This is a genomic window from Actinospineispora eucalypti, from assembly GCF_039543365.1.
Classification (GTDB): domain Bacteria; phylum Actinomycetota; class Actinomycetes; order Mycobacteriales; family Pseudonocardiaceae; genus Pseudonocardia; species Pseudonocardia eucalypti.
Genome location: NZ_BAABJP010000010.1, coordinates 216,470 through 231,279 on the forward strand (window position 1 = coordinate 216,470; position 14,810 = coordinate 231,279).

Below are 14,810 nucleotides of genomic sequence, written 5' to 3' on the forward strand. Positions count from 1 at the left end.
ACCTGATTCAGTGAGTTCAGCAGCGTGATTCAGTCACTTTTGGCGCCGAGGCGACTGCTGAAGTGACTGAACCAGAGTGCTGAACGCACTGAATCAGGGGGAGGAGGGGTCAGGCGGTGGCGCCGGCGGCGCGGGCGATGGTCATCACGTACTCGCCGTAGCGGGAATTGCCCAGCTTGGCGCCGAGCGTGTAGCAGTCGTCGGCCGAGATGTAGCCCATGGACAGCGCGACCTCCTCCACACAGGCGATCCGGATGCCCTGCCGGTGCTCCAGCACCTGCACGTACTGCCCGGCCTCGATCAGCGAGTCGTGGGTGCCGGTGTCCAGCCAGGCGAAACCGCGGCCCAGGTCGATCAGCGTCGCGGTGCCGCGCTCCAGGTAGGCGCGGTTCACGTCGGTGATCTCCAGCTCGCCGCGCGCGGACGGGCGGATCCGCCGGGCGATGTTCAGCACCTCGTTGTCGTACAGGTACAGCCCGGTGATGGCGCGGTTGGACCGGGGCTGCGCCGGTTTCTCCTCGATGGAGATCAGTCGCCCCTTCTCGTCGGCCTCGCCGACGCCGTACCGGCTGGGGTCGCGCACCGGGTACCCGAACAGCACGCAGCCGTCCAGCTCGGCGATGCTGCGGCGCAGCTGGGCGGGGAAGCCGGGGCCGTGGAATATGTTGTCGCCGAGCACCAGCGCCACGTTGTCGGTGCCGACGTGGTCCGCGCCGATCAGGAACGCCTCGGCGATCCCGTTCGGCTGCGGCTGGGCGGCGTAGGAGAGGCGGATGCCCAGCTCGCTGCCGTCGCCGAGCAGCCGGCGGAACTGTGGCAGGTCGGACGGCGTGGAGATGATCAGGATGTCCCGGATGCCGCCGATCATCAGTATGGACAGCGGGTAGTAGATCATCGGCTTGTCGTAGACCGGCAGCAGTTGCTTGGAGACCGCCCGGGTGACCGGATGGAGTCGGCTGCCGGCGCCGCCGGCCAGGATGATGCCCTTCATTACCGACCAACGTAGCGGGCGGCCGAAACTCGGCTGACCGCGCCCGCGTGCCGATGCCACCATCGGCGCATGGCTGATCATTTCGACGAACTGGTCGCGGAGGCGGACGCGGCGTCGGTGGACGGCTGGGACTTCGGCTGGCTGGACGGGCGGGCCACCGAGCAGCGGCCGTCCTGGGGTTACGCCCGGTCGCTGGCCGGCCGGCTGGGTCGGGCGCGCGCCGTGCTGGAGGTGCAGACCGGCGGCGGCGAGGTGTTCGCCGAGGCGCTCGCCGCCGCGCCGGCGCGGCCCACCCTCGCCGTGGCGACCGAGTCCTGGCCGCCCAACCTGGCTCGCGCGACGCGGCTGTTGAAACCGCACGGGGTGGCCGTGGTGCACGACCCGGACGAGCCGCCGCTGCCGTTCGCCGACGGCACGTTCGACCTGGTCACCAGTCGCCACCCGGTCACGGCGTGGTGGGCGGACATCGCGCGGGTGCTGGCCCCCGGTGGCACCTACTTCTCCCAGCAGGTCGGCCCGGCCAGCGTTTACGAGTTGGTGGAGTACTTCCTCGGCGAGCAGCCATCGGAGAACCGGAACGCCCGGCACCCCGACCAGGCGCGCGACGGGCTGCGCGCCGCCGGCCTGGAGGTGGTGGACCTGCGATGTGAGCGGCGGCGCATCGAGTTCTTCGACATCGGTGCGGTGGTGTGGTTCCTGCGCAAGGTGATCTGGATGGTGCCGGGGTTCACCGTCGAGGAGTACCGGGGCCCGCTGCGCCGGCTGCACGACCAGATCCAGGCCGAGGGTCCGTTCGTTGCGCATTCCAGCCGGATGCTGGTCGAGGCGCGCAAACCGTAAATCCCAAACCGTAGTCGCGGAACGGGACCGCTCCCGGCGAGAATGTCCGACACTGGGGTGGGGTCCGGCGCGAGGTGGAGTGATGGGCGAGAAGGAAGACGATCCCGACAGAGTGCTCTGGAGGGCTCTGTTGCTCGGTTCGCTGTTCGTCGGCGCGTTGGCCGGGCAGCTGTCCCCGGGGCCGGACCAGCCGCCGTTCGGCCTGGTGTTCGGCGTCGAGGTCGGCGTGCTGCTGGCGCTGGTGCTGATCGGGGCGTGCGCCTGTTACCGGTCACTGCCGCGCCGCGGCGAGGCCGACCTGGACCGCGCGCTGCACGCCGACCCGCCGACCGACCCCGTGCTGGTCGGTGCGTTGTTCCGGCTGGCCGCGCGGCGCCGCGAGCAGTACAAGCTCGAGGGCCACTGGATCCTGGTGTTCGGCGCGCTGTTCCTGGTCGACGCCGTGTACCGGGCCTTCACCGGCGACTGGCTGCACGCCGCACTGGCCGCCGGCGCCGGCGCGCTCGCCCCGTTCGCCCTGGTCCGCATGCACCACCTGCGCCGCCAGCTGGACGAGCTCACCGCGCGCCTGCGCTGACCTACCGGTAGTTGGTGAACTGCAGCGCGATGCCGAAGTCCTTCTGCTTGAGCATGGCGATGACCTCCTGCAGGTGGTCCTTCTTCTTGCCGGAAACCCGCAGCTGGTCGCCCTGGATCTGCGCCTGTACGCCCTTGGGTGCCTCGTCCCGGATCGCCTTGGCGATGACCTTGGCCTTGTCCGAGGCGATGCCCTGCAGGATGGTGCCGCTGGCCTTGTGAATGCGCCCGGACGGCTTCGGGTCGTCGACCTCGAAGGCCTTCAGCGAGATGTTCCGCTTGATCAGCTTCTCCTTGAACACCTCGATCGCGGCCCGGCAGCGCTCCTCGGTCTCCGCCTCGATCGTGATCGCCTCCTCGCCGGCCCAGCTGACCCCGGCACCGGTGCCCCGGAAGTCGAAGCGTTGCGATAGCTCCTTCGCCGCCTGGTTCAGCGCGTTGTCCACCTCCTGCCGGTCGACCTTGCTGACCACGTCGAACGATGGATCCGCCACCGTCTCCTCCTCAATCTCGAACCCAGTGTGAATGGCCGTCGCCGCTCACGTATCCTCTCTGATGCGTGGTCACGCAAGTGATCCGCACCCCAGGCGGGTTGCCCGAGCGGCCAATGGGAGCGGACTGTAAATCCGTCGGCTTTGCCTTCGAAGGTTCGAATCCTTCACCCGCCACCAGGGCGATACGGCCCCCTCACCAGTGTCTGAGCTGGGGAGGGGGCCGTTCTCATCAGGTGTCGAGGAACAGGCAGAACGGGTGTCCGGCCGGGTCCAGGAAGACGCGGACGCCCTCTTGCGGCTGGTGGTCCGCGAGCGTGGCGCCGGCCCGTAGCGCCCAGGCGGTGGTGGTCTCCAGGTCGGACACCGCGATGTCCAGGTGCGCCTGGGTCTGCTGCTGGCCGGGGCGGCTCGGCCAGACCGGTGGGACGTGGTCCCGTTCGTACTCGAAGTTCAGCGTCGGGCCGGTCTCGCCCGGTGGCGGGCGCAGCTGCGCCCAGCCGTCCTCCGGCGGGTTCCCCGGGCGCGGAGGTTCCTCGGCGGTCAGCCGCCAGCCCAGCAGTCCCCGGTAGAACGCGGCGAGGGCGCGCGGGTCGGGCGCGCTGATCGTCACCGAGGTCACCCGCATCGAGGTCACGCTGGGACGCTACCGGCTACCTCGGGTCAGGTGGGTTCTTGGTCGGCCGGGGCTTTGACCACGTGGCCGTCGCCGGTGGTGTCGCCCACCGTGCCGACCCGGGGCGCGGGGGGTTTGGGCGGCTCGCCGTCCCGCTCGATGTGCGCCCCCACCGTGGCCTCGGCGATCTTGGTGCTCTGCTGCTGGTCGCGCAGCCGGGAGAGCACCGACATGGTGCCCGCGTGGCCCAGCGCGGTGAGCAGGAGCAGCACGCCGACCCGGGAGATCACCGAGCGCGCCGACGGGTTCTCGTCCAGGCCGATCGAGGCGACCAGCGCCACCAGGCCGAGCATCACCAGGTGGAACAGCACCGCGACCAGGCCGGACACCTGCCGCGAGCGTCCCGGATTCTGGTACACCTCGTCCAGGTACGCCGGGCTCTTCCGGAAGATGAGCTGCCCGTCCACGATCACGATCACCGCGCCGATCAGCAGTATCAGCAGATAACCAGAGTTACCCATGGGTTTCTGGTACCCGTTGTTGAGCCGCCCTAACGTCCGGTCACCCGCCGCTTCCGGATCGCAAATGTGCTACGGCCGCTTGACGGGGCGTGGCAGAATTGTGGAGTATTGCCGCGCGAGGTGGTCGACGATGACGCAGCTGTTCAACGCGAGTACGTACCTGCTGGACCGGCAACTGGAGAACGGGGGTGCGGATCGCGTCGCGCTCACCGGCGTCGCCGGTGAGCACACCTATGGAGACCTGCATCAACGGGTGCTTCGGCTGGCCGGTGGGCTGCGCGCCGCCGGGCTGGCCCCGGAACAGCGGCTGATCATGCTCATGGCCGACTCCCCGGACTTCGTCGCCGTCTACCTGGCCGCGATGCGGATCGGGGCGATCCCGGTGCCGGTGTCCACCATGGTGCGCCCGTACGAGCTGGCCGGGCTGTTGCACGACTCGCGCGCCCGGCTGTGCGTGGTGAGTCACGAGTTCGCCGAGCTGGCCGCCGGGGCGCTCGCCCCGGTGCCGCCGCCGGACCTGGCCGGCGTTCTGCTCGGTGACGGCGCCGAGCTGGACGTCCCGGTGCCGACGCACGCGCTGTCCGCCGTGGCGGGCGCCGCGCCCGACGAGGCCGTATACCCGACCGGTGAGGACTCGCCGGCGTTCTGGCTCTACACCTCCGGCACCACCGGCGACCCGAAGGGCGCCATGCACCGGCACGGTTCCATCCGGGTGGTCTGCGAGACGTACGGGACGCAGGTGCTCGGCATCCGCCGCGACGACCGGTGCCTCTCGGCGGCCAAGGCGTTCTTCGCCTACGGGCTGGGCAACTCGATCCTGTTCCCGATGTCCGTCGGCGCCTCGGCGATCCTGGAACCGGCCGCCTCCAAGCCGGAGACCGTGGCCGCGCGGGCGGCTTCGTACGGTGCCACCTTGTTCTTCGCCGGGCCGACGTTCTTCGCCAACATGCTGCGTGCCGGGCTGCCGGCCAACGCCCTGGCCGGGGTGCGGCTGGCCGCCTCGGCCGGCGAGGCGTTGCCTTCGGCGCTCTACGAGCGGTGGACCGCGCACTTCGGGGTGGACATCCTGGACGGCATCGGGATGACCGAGATGCTGCACATCTTCCTGTCCAACCGGCGCGGCCAGGTGCGGCCGGGTACCACCGGGTTCGCCGTGCCCGGCTACGACCTGCGCATCTTGGACGACTCGGGCGTCGAAGTGCCGGACGGGACCCCGGGGACGCTGTTCGTGCGCGGCGGGTCCACCGCGACCGGTTACTGGTCCCGCTACGCCGCCTCCCGGCAGGTGTTCCAGGGCGAATGGCTGCGCACCGGTGACACCTACGTGCGTGACCCGGACGGCTACTACGTCTGCCTCGGCCGCACCGGCGACATGCTCAAGGCCAGCGGGATCTGGGTGTCCCCGGCCGAGGTGGAGGACCGGTTGCTGGCGCACCCGGCGGTGGCGCAGGCGGTGGTGGTGTCCGCGCCGGACACCGACGGCCTGGAGAAGCCGGTCGCCTACGTGGTGCTCGCGCCGGACGTGTCGGCTGTGTCGGTCTCGGAGACCGAGCTGATCGAGTTCTGCCGCGCCGGCCTGCCCTCGTTCAAGCGCCCACGCAAGATCGTGTTCGTGACCAGCTACCCGACCACGGCCACCGGCAAGATCCGCCGCGTCGAACTCCGCGCCTCCGCCACCACCCTCCTGGCTGAACCCGCCCCCGCCTGACCCCCGCTCCTCCCGCGAGTCGGCGTTTTCAGCACCGCGAGTCGGGGTTTTCAGCACACCTGAAGTGACTGAATCAAGCTGCTGGAGTGACTGAATCAGGCTGCTGAAGTGACTGAATCAGGCTGCTGGGGGTGACTGAATCAGTGGGGGAGGAGGGCGTTGATCTCGGTGAGGATCTGGGTGCGGAGCTCGGGGGTGCAGTAGGCGGCCTCGGCGCCGGTGCGGGCGATGGTGGCCAGCTCGTCGACCCCGAAGCCGAACACCTCGTGGCAGAGCCGGTACTCCCCGGTGAGGTCGCAGTGGAACATGCCGGGGTCGTCGGTGGCCAGGGTGACCGGCACACCGGCCGCGACCAGCGTGGGCAGCGGGTGCTCGGCCAGCGACGGCACGGCGGCGGTGGCCACGTTCGAGCTCGGGCACACCTCCAGCGGGATGCGGTGCGTGGCCAGGTGCTCGAGCAGGCGCGGGTCGGTGGCCGCGCCGATGCCGTGCCCGATGCGTTCCGCGCCCAGCTCGGTGACCGCCGCCCATACCTCGTCCGGCCCGACCGTTTCGCCGGCGTGCGGCAGGCTGCGCAGCCCACCCTCGGTGGCGCGGCGGAACGCGGGGGCGAAGTCGGCGCGCCGGACGTTCAGCTCCGGGCCGCCCAAGCCGATGCCCACGGTGCCGGCCGGCCGCTGGCGCAACGCGAAGTCGACGGTCTCCTCGGCGCCGGCCGGGCCGAGCAGCGAGTCCGAGTCGAAGATCCAGCCCAGCTCCACCCCGTGCTCGGTCCGGGCCAGCTCGCGGCCGTCCACCAACGCCTGCGCCAGGTCGTCGTGGTCGATGCCGGCCATCCGGTTGCGAACCGGGGTGACCTGTACCTCGGCGTAGCGGACGTTGTGTCCGGCCAGGTCCTCCGCGAGTCCGGCGAGCAACGTGACCACGTCCGCGCCGGTGTTCACCAGCAGGTTGACGTCGTGGTAAACGCGCAGGAAGTGCGGGAAGTCGCGGAACGCGTAGAAGCGGCGCAGCTCCTCCCGATCGGTGGGCACGCCGCCATCGGGGTGCCGGCGGGCCAGGGTGAGCACGGTTTCCAGGGATGCGGAGCCGACCAGGTGCAGGTGTAGCTCGACCTTCGGCAGCGCGGCGGCGAACTTCGCAACGTCGACGATCACGGACACCCACCCTATCCGCGCGGCGCGATACGGCTTACTCATTTGTGACCGCATGATCACTTGGCGGTTAACGGGCCTCACCCGGCGGGGCGAAGCGTGTTTCGGGCCGGGAAACGCTCCCCGTCCGGCCTTGTTCATCCGTTCGGAGCAGCGGAGGCTCGGCGGACCTGAGGGGAACCTCAGGCGATTCGAAGCCACGCAGTCGATTTGAGGAGAGCATCCGTATGGCAGAGAAGAACCGCCGGCGCTGGGTCGTCCGGGGCGCGGTGCTGGGCGTAGTCGCGGCGCCCCTGTTGGCCGTCGGCGTCGCGCAGGCGCATGCGGCGGAGCTGGCGCCGGTGGCCGAGGTGGTCGACGGGACGGTCGCCGCGACCTCGGAGAGCGTGGTGGACACGATCGGCGCCGCACTGGGCGTCGAGGACTGATCCGGCCGGCTTCGGTGTGCTGGGAGCGTCGACGCACGGTGCTCAGGACGTCGACTCGGTGTGCTGAAAACGCCGACTCGGCGTGCTGAGATCGCCGACTCGCCGGGGTGGTGGGTCGGGGTGGACGTGCGTGTGGCCCGTCCCCGGGTGTCGGGGGCGGGCCACACGGGTCAGGGCGGGGTGGGTTACTGCTGCTTGTGGATGTGGACGGTGATGTTCATGCCGGGGGAGACCGCGGCGCCGTCGGTGTTCAGCAGTGCGATCTTGACCGGGATGACCTGGGTGACCTTCTGGAAGTTGCCGGTGCTGTTGGACTCGGGGAACAGCGAGAACTGGTCGGCCGCCGCGCCCTGGATTTCCTGCACCACGCCGAGGACCTTGGCGTCGGGAAAGGCGTCCACGTCGATGTCGACCAGCGCACCGACCCGCACGTCGCCCACGTCGGTCTCGTCGATCCGGGCGGTGGCGAAGATCTTGCTGAAGTCGTAGGCGGTGGCCAGCTGGGTGCCGCCGTTGACGAACGAGCCCTCGATGCCGTTGTTGATGGCGACGGTGCCGTTGCCCGGAGACTTGATCACCCGCTGCGGCTGCGCGCCGCTGCCGGAGGACTCGATGCGCCCGAGCACCTCGTCCTTCTTCACCTGGGTGCCCTGGGTGACCCGCCAGTTGACCAGCGTGCCGGTGGTCGGCGCGTTGACCTGGATCTTGTCGCCGTCGATCTGGGCGTTGTCCGTGGTGACGAAGTTGCGCGAGTACAGGAAGTAGGCGCCACCGAAGCCGAGGGCGGCCAGCAGGGCCAACACACCGATGATGCTCAGCGCGACCCGGGTGGAGCGCTTCATTTCCTTCTTGCCGCCGGCGGGCGCCGGGGCGGGGGCGGACTGGGTCGACGGCGAGGCCCCGTTCGTGTCGGCGGGCCTCTCCTGCGTGACGGAGTTCGCCGGGCTGTCTGGGCCTTCCATGCTGGGCTCCAAAGCTGGTGCGGGTTGGTCTTGGGGGTTTAGGTCGTGCCTCCGTAGAGTACGCCTCGTATTCTATTTATATTCCGCTGGCCTGTCGAGTGTGACGCTAGTCTAGTTCATCTGTAGTTGAATTACTGCGGCTCGGCGCGGATGAGTGGCATGACGACCGAGTCGACCAGCTCGGTGACCAGCGTCTGGTCCACCGCGCCGTGCAGCATGAAGTGCATGTGGAGCATCTGCGGTCCGACGCTGGCCACCATCGGGGTGAGCGCCCCCGGGCGCACCTCGCCGCGCACCACGCCCCGGCGCATCATCTCCAGCATGTGCTGGGTGGACGGCTCGACGAAGCGGTGCCGGACCACTCGCGACAGCTCCTCGTCGCGGATGGTGTCCGCCATCAGGCCCCGGATCGCCTCGCCGCGCGGTCCGGCCAGCTTGGTCGCCGAGCCACACAGGAACCCGTGGATGTCCTCGCGCACGAAGCCGGTGTCCGGCATCTCCGGCAGGTCCGGCTCGCCGTCCGCGATCGCGTCCACCACCAGCTCGGCCCGGCTCGGCCAGCGCCGGTAGAGCGAACCCTTGCTGGCCCTGGCCCGGCGGGCGACGCCCTTCATGGTCAGCTCGGCGTAGCCGACCTCGGTGAGCTCGGCCCTGGTGGCCTCGAAGATCGCCGAGTTGAGCGCCTCGCCCCGGCGCCTCGGTCCCTTCCGGTGGTCCTGGAAGATCGCGCAGGCGCCGAGCGCCCGCTCGTCCTGCTCGCGCTGGATGGTCACCGCGCCGCGTCCTCCGTTCTCTGTTCGGCGAGACCCGGGGTTCCCTGTTGAAAATCCCGGGATTCTCTACTAGAGAACCACAAGGCCTCTATGTAAGCATGGATTCATGACGCTCACCACGTCCGAGCGCCCGGTGGACGAACGGACGGACGGCTCGACCACGGCGGTCGCCAAGAAGAAGGACCCGCCGTGGGGACTGTCCCTCGCGGTGCTGGTGGCCGGCATGTTCATGGCCGTGCTGGACGTGACGATCGTCAACGTCGCCGTGCCCGCGGTCCAGAAGGACCTGGGCGCAAGCCTGGAGGACGTGCTCTGGATCGCCACCGCGTACACCCTCACCCTGGGCGTGGTGGTGCCGCTGAGCAGCTGGCTGGGCAACCGGTTCGGGCTGACCAACGTGTACCTGGCCTCGCTGTTCGGGTTCGCGATTGGTTCCGCGCTGTGTGGCATGGCGTGGAACCTGGAGAGCCTGATCGCGTTCCGGGTGGTCCAGGCGGTGTCCGGCGGGATCCTGCCGGTGATGACCATGACGCTGCTCTACAAGATCGTGCCGCCGGAGAAGATCGGCGCCGCGATGGGGATGTACGGCCTGGGCATCGTGTTCGCCCCGGCCACCGGCCCGGTGCTGGGCGGCTACCTGATCGAACACACCAACTGGCGGCTGATCTTCTACGTCAACGTGCCGATCGCGGTTCTCGGGCTGATCGCGGCCGTCCTGGTGCTGCCCCGGTTCCCCGGCGGGGCGCGGCGCCCGTTCGACGCCTACGGCTTCGTCACCGCCGCGTACGGGCTGTTCGCCATCCTGCTCGCGGTGTCCAAGGCGGAGGACTGGGACTGGGTCTCCTACCCGACGCTGATCCTGCTGGTTTCCGGTGCGCTCAGCCTGGCGCTGTTCGTGGTGATCGAGCTGGAGCGCGAGCATCCGCTGGTCGACGTGCGAGTATTCCTCACCTGGCAGTTCACCAACTCACTACTGATCTTGCCGGTGTTGAGCATCAGCCTGTTCGCGATGATGTTCTACGTCCCGACCTTCCTGCAGCAGGGGCAGGGACTGACCGCGCTGGAGGCCGGGCTGCGGCTGATGCCGCAGGCGTTCGTGGTCGGCTTCCTCATGCCCATCGCCGGGCAGCTGTACGACAAGATCGGGCCACGCTGGCTGGTCGTGATCGGCATGCTGCTCACCGGTTGGGGCAGCTATCTGCTGTCCGGGATCAACCCGGACATGACCGAGGCCGACGTGATCCTCTGGACCTGCGTGCGGGCCTGCGGCATGGGCCTGTCCATGATGCCGCTGATGACCGCCGGCATCTCCGCGTTGCCGGCCAGCCGGGTGGACCAGGGCAGCGCGATCAACAACCTCACCCAGCAGGCGTCGGCGGCGATCGGCCTGGGCATCTTCACCACGATGGCCGTCGGGCAGCAGGCGCAGATGGCCGCCGACCGAGCCGCACTGATGACCCAGAACCGGGCGGCCGAGCTGCCGGTCATCCCGATGCCTCCCGGGATGGGGCTCACCCCGGACATGATGGGCGCCGGCGGTGACCGCACGCTGGCGATGTACGGGCTCTACCAGCAGACCCGGTTGCACGTGCTCGGGGCCAGCTACAGCAACGTCTTCCTGGTCATCGCCGGCCTCTGCGTCGCCGCCGTCATCCTGAGCTTCCTCCTCCGCCGTCCCCCGGCGGCGTCGCCCGGCGACACCCCCGTAGCCGTCCACGCCGGCTGACACCGCGAGTCGGGGATCTGGGTACGGCGAGTCGGGGTTTGAGGTACGGCGCGAGTTTGGGTTCGGGGCCGGGCATTGGTGCGAGCGCGGGTTCGGAGGCACGTGGACGGCGCGATTGGCCGGCGGTCTGGCTCGTTGGTCGCCTTGTGCGTATCTCGCGGGCGCCCGTTACGTCTTGTGGCGGTCGGCATCGAGATTTAGGGCATGGCATCGCCGACGCCGTACCCAGATCCCCGACTCGCTGTACCTCAATCCCCGACTCGCCGTACCTGGATCCCCGACTCGCTGTACCTCAAACCCCGACTCGCTGTACCCAGATCCCCGACTCGCCGGGGGTGGGGTGGGGGTTAGGTGGGTTTGCCGTCGGTGCGGCGGGGGAGGTGCCAGGGGTTCGCTTCGCGTAGGGGGTCGGGCAGGAGGGTGTCGGGGAAGTTCTGGTAGGCGACGGGGCGGAGGAAGCGGGTTATGGCTTCGGTGCCGACCGACGTTGTGGTCGGTGCGGTGGTGGCGGGGTAGGGGCCGCCGTGTTGTTGCGCCCAGGTCACCGAGACGCCGGTCGGCCATTCGTTCCACAGGACGCGGCCGGCGATCCGGGTGAGGGCGGGCAGCACCGCGCGCACCTGGTCGGCCTCGGACTCCTCCGCGTGCAGGGTAGCGGTCAGGCCGGGCTCGAGGGCGTCCAGCAGCGCCCGCAACTCGGCGGCGTCGGCGTAGGTGACGACCAGCGAGGACGGGCCGAAGCACTCGTGCCGGGTGATGTCGCCGGCGCGCAGGAAGTCGGTCGCGGTGACCTGGAGCAGGGCGGCCGGTACCGGTTCGGCCCCGTCCGGCCCGTCCAGGGCGGCGGGCTGGCCGGTGGCCAGCTCGGTGACCCCTTCGGCGGCGCGCAACTCGGTCAGCCGGGCGGCGAAGCCCTCGGCGATCCGCTCGTTCAGCATGGGGTGCGCGGCGGTGGCCCGGACGGCCTCGCGCAGCGCGTCGTCCAGCCCGTGCGACGCGGGCAGCAGCAACAGGCCGGGCTTGGTGCAGAACTGGCCGGTGCCCAGGGTGAACGAGCCGGCGAAGCCGGCAGCGATCTCGGCACCGCGCGCGGCCACGGCGCCCGGCGTGACCACCACCGGGTTCACACTGCCCAGCTCGCCGTAGAACGGGATGGGGGACGGCCGCCCGCAGGCGATGTCGAACAGCGCCCGCCCGCCGGCCACCGAGCCGGTGAACGCGGCCGCCGCGATCCGCGCGTCGCGCAGTGCCACCACGCCGGTGTCCACCCCGTGGATGACCTCGAAGATCCCGGCCGGCGCGCCCGCGCCGAGCAGCGCCTCGCGCACCACCGACCCGGTGAGCGCGGACAGCCGGGGGTGTCCGGGGTGGGCCTTCAGAATGACCGGGCAGCCGGCGGCCAGTGCGGACGCGGTGTCCCCGCCGGCCACGCTGAACGCGAAGGGGAAGTTGCTGGCCGCGAACACCAGCACCGGCCCGAGCGGGACGTTCACCCGGCGCAGGTCGGGCCGGGCGCCCATCGGCCACTGCGGGTCGGCGTGGTCCACCCGGGCGCCGAGGTAGGCCCCGTCGGCCAGTACCTCGCCGAACAGGCGCAGCTGGAAGGTGGTGCGGGCCAGTTCGCCGCGCAGCCGGGGAGCGGCGGGCAGGTGGGTTTCGGCGGCGGCCAGCTCGACCAGCTCGTCGGCGGCGCCGTCCAGCGCGTCGGCGGCGGCGCTCAGCCAGCGGGCGCGCTCGGCGGGGGTGGCGGCGGCAGCGGGCCCGGCGGCCGAGGCGGCGGCGTCCAGCAGCGCGTCCAGGTCGGAGTAGGGGGTGTCTTCCGGAAGAGCGTCAGAGTGCGTGTCCTTTGTCATGGTGCCCCCCAGGGTGCATCGTTCGGGCGCCGGCCGCAGTGGCAAGCATGTCGCCCCAGCGCGCCGGCCCGGCCAGGCCGAGGTGGTACAGGTGCAGCCGGTCCGCGCCGGCCCGCGCTAACTCGGTCACGTAACCGGCCGGGTCGGGCAGTGAGCTGGCGCCCACCGCCGTCACGTACGCCCCCACGCCTACCCGCGAAGGCAGCAGCGCACGCGCCTCGCGCACCGAGGAAACCGTGGCCGGGCCCGGCTGCCAGCACGGGAGCACGACCGAGTCCAGGCCGTCCACGTTGCGCGCCGCCGCCGGGGTGAGCGCGGGCAGCGCGCCGGTGGCCCACGGGTCCACCGACCCGTGCAGCACGATGCGCACCCCGTCGCCCAGCTCGCGGCGGCAGGCGGCGACCACGTCCGCGCGCAGCTGGTCGGTGCCCGCCTGACGGCAGGCCAGCAGCAGCGAGGCGAGCTGTTCGGGCAGGTCGGCGGGGGGATCGGCGGGCGTTCCGGCGGCGCTCAGGTCGCCGTCGCGGATCAGCCGGTGCACGCCGTTGCGCAGCCGCGAGCGGACCTCGGCCGGGTTGGCGCCGGCCGCCGTCCAGCGCTGCGCGCAGGCCGCGCAGCAGCACACGGAGAGCAGCCGGGCGGTCGCCGGGCTCCACACCGCGTCGGTCTTCTCGTGGTGGCACTGGTGCAGCGCGCCCAGCTGACCGCAGGCCTCCAGCACCACCGAGGTGAGCTCCAGGTCGCGCACCGCCTCGGCGGCCAGGGTGGCGGCAAACTCGCGCACCTCGGCGGACGAGGGGCACAGCGCCCACTGGTACGGCTCGCCGAAACAGTTCTGCACGGCCAGCTCCGGGTAGGCGATGCCCAGCCGGGAGTTGTGCGTGAGCACCACCCACCCGGCCGCCGGCACCCCGGCCTTGGCCAGCATGCGGACCGCCTCGCCGCCGGCGTCCGTCCAGACCAGCCAGTCCGGGGCCGAGGGGCGAAGCCGCGCGCCCAGCCAGGCGTCCTCCCGGATCGGGCGGTACAGCGCGGCGTACCGGGCGTGCAGTGCGGTGCGGCCGAGCGACCACGGCGTTGCCGCCCGGGCGGAGTGGTAGCTGAGCGCCACCGCCACCTCGTCGACGCCCAGCTCGGCGGCCCGGTCGGTGAACCCGGGCGAGTCGACGACGTCCCAGGGATAGCTGTATCCGGTGAACCTCACGGAAATGTCCTCGGTTGTCCGGGCCGCACGGGGTTGCGCGACCCGCGGTTCAGGTCAGGTTGCGCAGGGTGCGCAACCCTTCGTCGATCACCCGCTCCAGTCGGTCGAGCTGCTCGGCGGTCGGGTCGGCCAGCGGCGGGCGTACCCCGCCGGCCTTGCGGCCGCGTAGCCGGGCGGCCGCCTTGACCAGGGCGACGGCGAAACCCGGCGTCTCGTCGCGCAGCGCCACCAGAGGCAGGTAGAACCCGGTGAGCAGCGCGTCCAGCACCGCGTCCTCGCGGTCGGCGAGCGCGCGGAAAAAACGGTGGGCGATCTCAGGGGCAAAGCAGTGTACCGCCGAGGAGTAGCGCGCCACACCGATCGCCGAGTACGCCCGCGCGGACACCTCGGCGGTGGGCAGCCCGTTGAAGAACAGGAACTCGGACGAGCGGGCCCGCACCGTGGCGACGATCTTGCTGAGCAGCTCGATGTCGCCGAGGCCGTCCTTGAAGCCGACCACGTTCGGGACGTCCAGCAGGGCGGCGGCGGTCTCCGGCCGGAACACCGCCGCGCCCCGCTGGTAGACGATGACCGGCAGGTCGCCGCCGCCCACCGAGTACCGGACGTGCTCGAGCAGCCCGTGCTGCGGGCCGTTCACCAGGTAGGGCGGCAGCAGCAGCGCGCCGTCGGCGCCCCCGGAGGCGGCGGCCGCGATGCCCGCCCGGGCGGAGGCCGCCCCGCCGCCGGCGCCGATCCACACCGGCACCCGGCCGCCGGCCACCTCGCGGGCGGTGCGCAGCAGCGAAGCCACCTCGGCCGGGGCCAGCGCACTGAACTCGCCGGTGCCGCAGGCCACGAACAGCGCCCCGGCCCCGGCGGCCAGGTGCTCCTCGACCTGGTCGGCGAACGCGTCCAGGTTCACCTCGAGGTCCTCGGTGAACGGGGTGAGCGGGAACGCCAGCAGGCCGTTCAGTTCTGCCACCAAGGA

15 protein-coding genes and 1 tRNA gene are annotated in these 14,810 nt (G+C 71.0%); 6 read left to right on the forward strand and 10 right to left on the reverse strand.

What is annotated here, in order from left to right; genetic code table 11:
• Nucleotides 1–109: 109 nt before the first annotated feature.
• A complete protein-coding gene (rfbA, locus tag ABEB12_RS14680; RefSeq protein ID WP_185064001.1) occupies nucleotides 110–991 on the reverse strand; it encodes a glucose-1-phosphate thymidylyltransferase RfbA in 882 nt (293 codons plus the stop codon).
• A gap of 69 nt (nucleotides 992–1,060) precedes the next feature.
• Between rfbA and ABEB12_RS14685 the strand changes: the two genes are divergently transcribed.
• Together ABEB12_RS14685 and ABEB12_RS14690 are read left to right on the forward strand one after the other, a co-directional pair.
• Nucleotides 1,061–1,831 (forward strand): methyltransferase domain-containing protein, encoded by a 771-nt coding sequence (locus ABEB12_RS14685; protein ID WP_185064002.1) that lies wholly within the window; start codon nucleotides 1,061–1,063, stop codon nucleotides 1,829–1,831.
• Nucleotides 1,832–1,913: 82 nt separating this feature from the next.
• Nucleotides 1,914–2,408 (forward strand): hypothetical protein, encoded by a 495-nt coding sequence (locus tag ABEB12_RS14690; RefSeq protein WP_185064003.1) that lies wholly within the window; start codon nucleotides 1,914–1,916, stop codon nucleotides 2,406–2,408.
• Between the two features lies 1 nt (nucleotide 2,409).
• On the opposite strand, the gene ABEB12_RS14695 is transcribed toward ABEB12_RS14690, so the two are convergent.
• On the reverse strand, nucleotides 2,410–2,901 hold the full coding sequence (locus ABEB12_RS14695) for a YajQ family cyclic di-GMP-binding protein (protein ID WP_185064004.1): 492 nt from the start codon (nucleotides 2,899–2,901) through the stop codon (nucleotides 2,410–2,412).
• A 92-nt stretch (nucleotides 2,902–2,993) separates the two neighbouring features.
• On the opposite strand from ABEB12_RS14695, the gene ABEB12_RS14700 reads away from it, so the two are divergent.
• Nucleotides 2,994–3,078, forward strand: a tRNA-Tyr gene (locus ABEB12_RS14700).
• Between the two features lie 52 nt (nucleotides 3,079–3,130).
• On the opposite strand, the gene ABEB12_RS14705 is transcribed toward ABEB12_RS14700, so the two are convergent.
• Complete coding sequence (locus ABEB12_RS14705; RefSeq protein ID WP_185064667.1) at nucleotides 3,131–3,526, reverse strand: VOC family protein; 396 nt, start codon at nucleotides 3,524–3,526, stop codon at nucleotides 3,131–3,133.
• A 35-nt stretch (nucleotides 3,527–3,561) separates the two neighbouring features.
• Entirely contained in the window at nucleotides 3,562–4,035 is a 474-nt protein-coding gene (locus ABEB12_RS14710) for a hypothetical protein (RefSeq protein WP_185064005.1), read from the reverse strand.
• A 130-nt stretch (nucleotides 4,036–4,165) separates the two neighbouring features.
• Between ABEB12_RS14710 and ABEB12_RS14715 the strand changes: the two genes are divergently transcribed.
• Complete coding sequence (locus ABEB12_RS14715) at nucleotides 4,166–5,743, forward strand: benzoate-CoA ligase family protein (RefSeq protein WP_185064006.1); 1,578 nt, start codon at nucleotides 4,166–4,168, stop codon at nucleotides 5,741–5,743.
• Nucleotides 5,744–5,883: 140 nt separating this feature from the next.
• Here the strand turns inward: ABEB12_RS14715 and add are convergent, their stop codons facing one another.
• Nucleotides 5,884–6,900, reverse strand: a complete 1,017-nt coding sequence (add, locus tag ABEB12_RS14720) for an adenosine deaminase (protein ID WP_345702823.1) — start codon at nucleotides 6,898–6,900, stop codon at nucleotides 5,884–5,886.
• A 224-nt stretch (nucleotides 6,901–7,124) separates the two neighbouring features.
• Between add and ABEB12_RS14725 the strand changes: the two genes are divergently transcribed.
• Complete coding sequence (locus ABEB12_RS14725; RefSeq protein ID WP_185064008.1) at nucleotides 7,125–7,325, forward strand: hypothetical protein; 201 nt, start codon at nucleotides 7,125–7,127, stop codon at nucleotides 7,323–7,325.
• A gap of 185 nt (nucleotides 7,326–7,510) precedes the next feature.
• Here the strand turns inward: ABEB12_RS14725 and ABEB12_RS14730 are convergent, their stop codons facing one another.
• Nucleotides 7,511–8,287, reverse strand: a complete 777-nt coding sequence (locus ABEB12_RS14730; RefSeq protein ID WP_221498484.1) for an efflux RND transporter periplasmic adaptor subunit — start codon at nucleotides 8,285–8,287, stop codon at nucleotides 7,511–7,513.
• Between the two features lie 131 nt (nucleotides 8,288–8,418).
• Nucleotides 8,419–9,060 (reverse strand): TetR/AcrR family transcriptional regulator C-terminal ligand-binding domain-containing protein, encoded by a 642-nt coding sequence (locus tag ABEB12_RS14735; protein WP_221498485.1) that lies wholly within the window; start codon nucleotides 9,058–9,060, stop codon nucleotides 8,419–8,421.
• A 106-nt stretch (nucleotides 9,061–9,166) separates the two neighbouring features.
• Between ABEB12_RS14735 and ABEB12_RS14740 the strand changes: the two genes are divergently transcribed.
• A complete protein-coding gene (locus ABEB12_RS14740; RefSeq protein WP_185064009.1) occupies nucleotides 9,167–10,786 on the forward strand; it encodes a DHA2 family efflux MFS transporter permease subunit in 1,620 nt (539 codons plus the stop codon).
• Nucleotides 10,787–11,133: 347 nt separating this feature from the next.
• Here ABEB12_RS14740 and ABEB12_RS14745 read toward each other — a convergent pair whose 3' ends face one another.
• From ABEB12_RS14745 to ABEB12_RS14755, 3 genes are read right to left on the reverse strand one after another with little or no spacing between them, the layout of a single operon-like run.
• Nucleotides 11,134–12,639 (reverse strand): aldehyde dehydrogenase family protein, encoded by a 1,506-nt coding sequence (locus ABEB12_RS14745; protein WP_185064010.1) that lies wholly within the window; start codon nucleotides 12,637–12,639, stop codon nucleotides 11,134–11,136.
• Entirely contained in the window at nucleotides 12,617–13,843 is a 1,227-nt protein-coding gene (locus tag ABEB12_RS14750; protein ID WP_185064011.1) for a hypothetical protein, read from the reverse strand. The genes ABEB12_RS14745 and ABEB12_RS14750 overlap by 23 nt, the downstream gene beginning before the upstream one ends.
• Nucleotides 13,844–13,892: 49 nt before the next feature.
• A complete protein-coding gene (locus tag ABEB12_RS14755) occupies nucleotides 13,893–14,804 on the reverse strand; it encodes a 5-dehydro-4-deoxyglucarate dehydratase (RefSeq protein WP_345702824.1) in 912 nt (303 codons plus the stop codon).
• Between the last annotated feature and the right edge of the window lie 6 nt (nucleotides 14,805–14,810).

Bases quoted from the DNA above. Each gene is read 5' to 3' on its own strand.
- rfbA (WP_185064001.1), bottom strand. From the start codon at position 991: ATGAAGGGCATCATCCTGGCCGGCGGCGCCGGCAGCCGACTCCATCCG.
- ABEB12_RS14685 (WP_185064002.1), top strand. From the start codon at position 1,061: ATGGCTGATCATTTCGACGAACTGGTCGCGGAGGCGGACGCGGCGTCG.
- ABEB12_RS14690 (WP_185064003.1), top strand. From the start codon at position 1,914: ATGGGCGAGAAGGAAGACGATCCCGACAGAGTGCTCTGGAGGGCTCTG.
- ABEB12_RS14705 (WP_185064667.1), bottom strand. From the start codon at position 3,526: ATGCGGGTGACCTCGGTGACGATCAGCGCGCCCGACCCGCGCGCCCTC.
- ABEB12_RS14710 (WP_185064005.1), bottom strand. From the start codon at position 4,035: ATGGGTAACTCTGGTTATCTGCTGATACTGCTGATCGGCGCGGTGATC.
- ABEB12_RS14715 (WP_185064006.1), top strand. From the start codon at position 4,166: ATGACGCAGCTGTTCAACGCGAGTACGTACCTGCTGGACCGGCAACTG.
- ABEB12_RS14725 (WP_185064008.1), top strand. From the start codon at position 7,125: ATGGCAGAGAAGAACCGCCGGCGCTGGGTCGTCCGGGGCGCGGTGCTG.
- ABEB12_RS14730 (WP_221498484.1), bottom strand. From the start codon at position 8,287: ATGGAAGGCCCAGACAGCCCGGCGAACTCCGTCACGCAGGAGAGGCCC.
- ABEB12_RS14740 (WP_185064009.1), top strand. From the start codon at position 9,167: ATGACGCTCACCACGTCCGAGCGCCCGGTGGACGAACGGACGGACGGC.
- ABEB12_RS14745 (WP_185064010.1), bottom strand. From the start codon at position 12,639: ATGACAAAGGACACGCACTCTGACGCTCTTCCGGAAGACACCCCCTAC.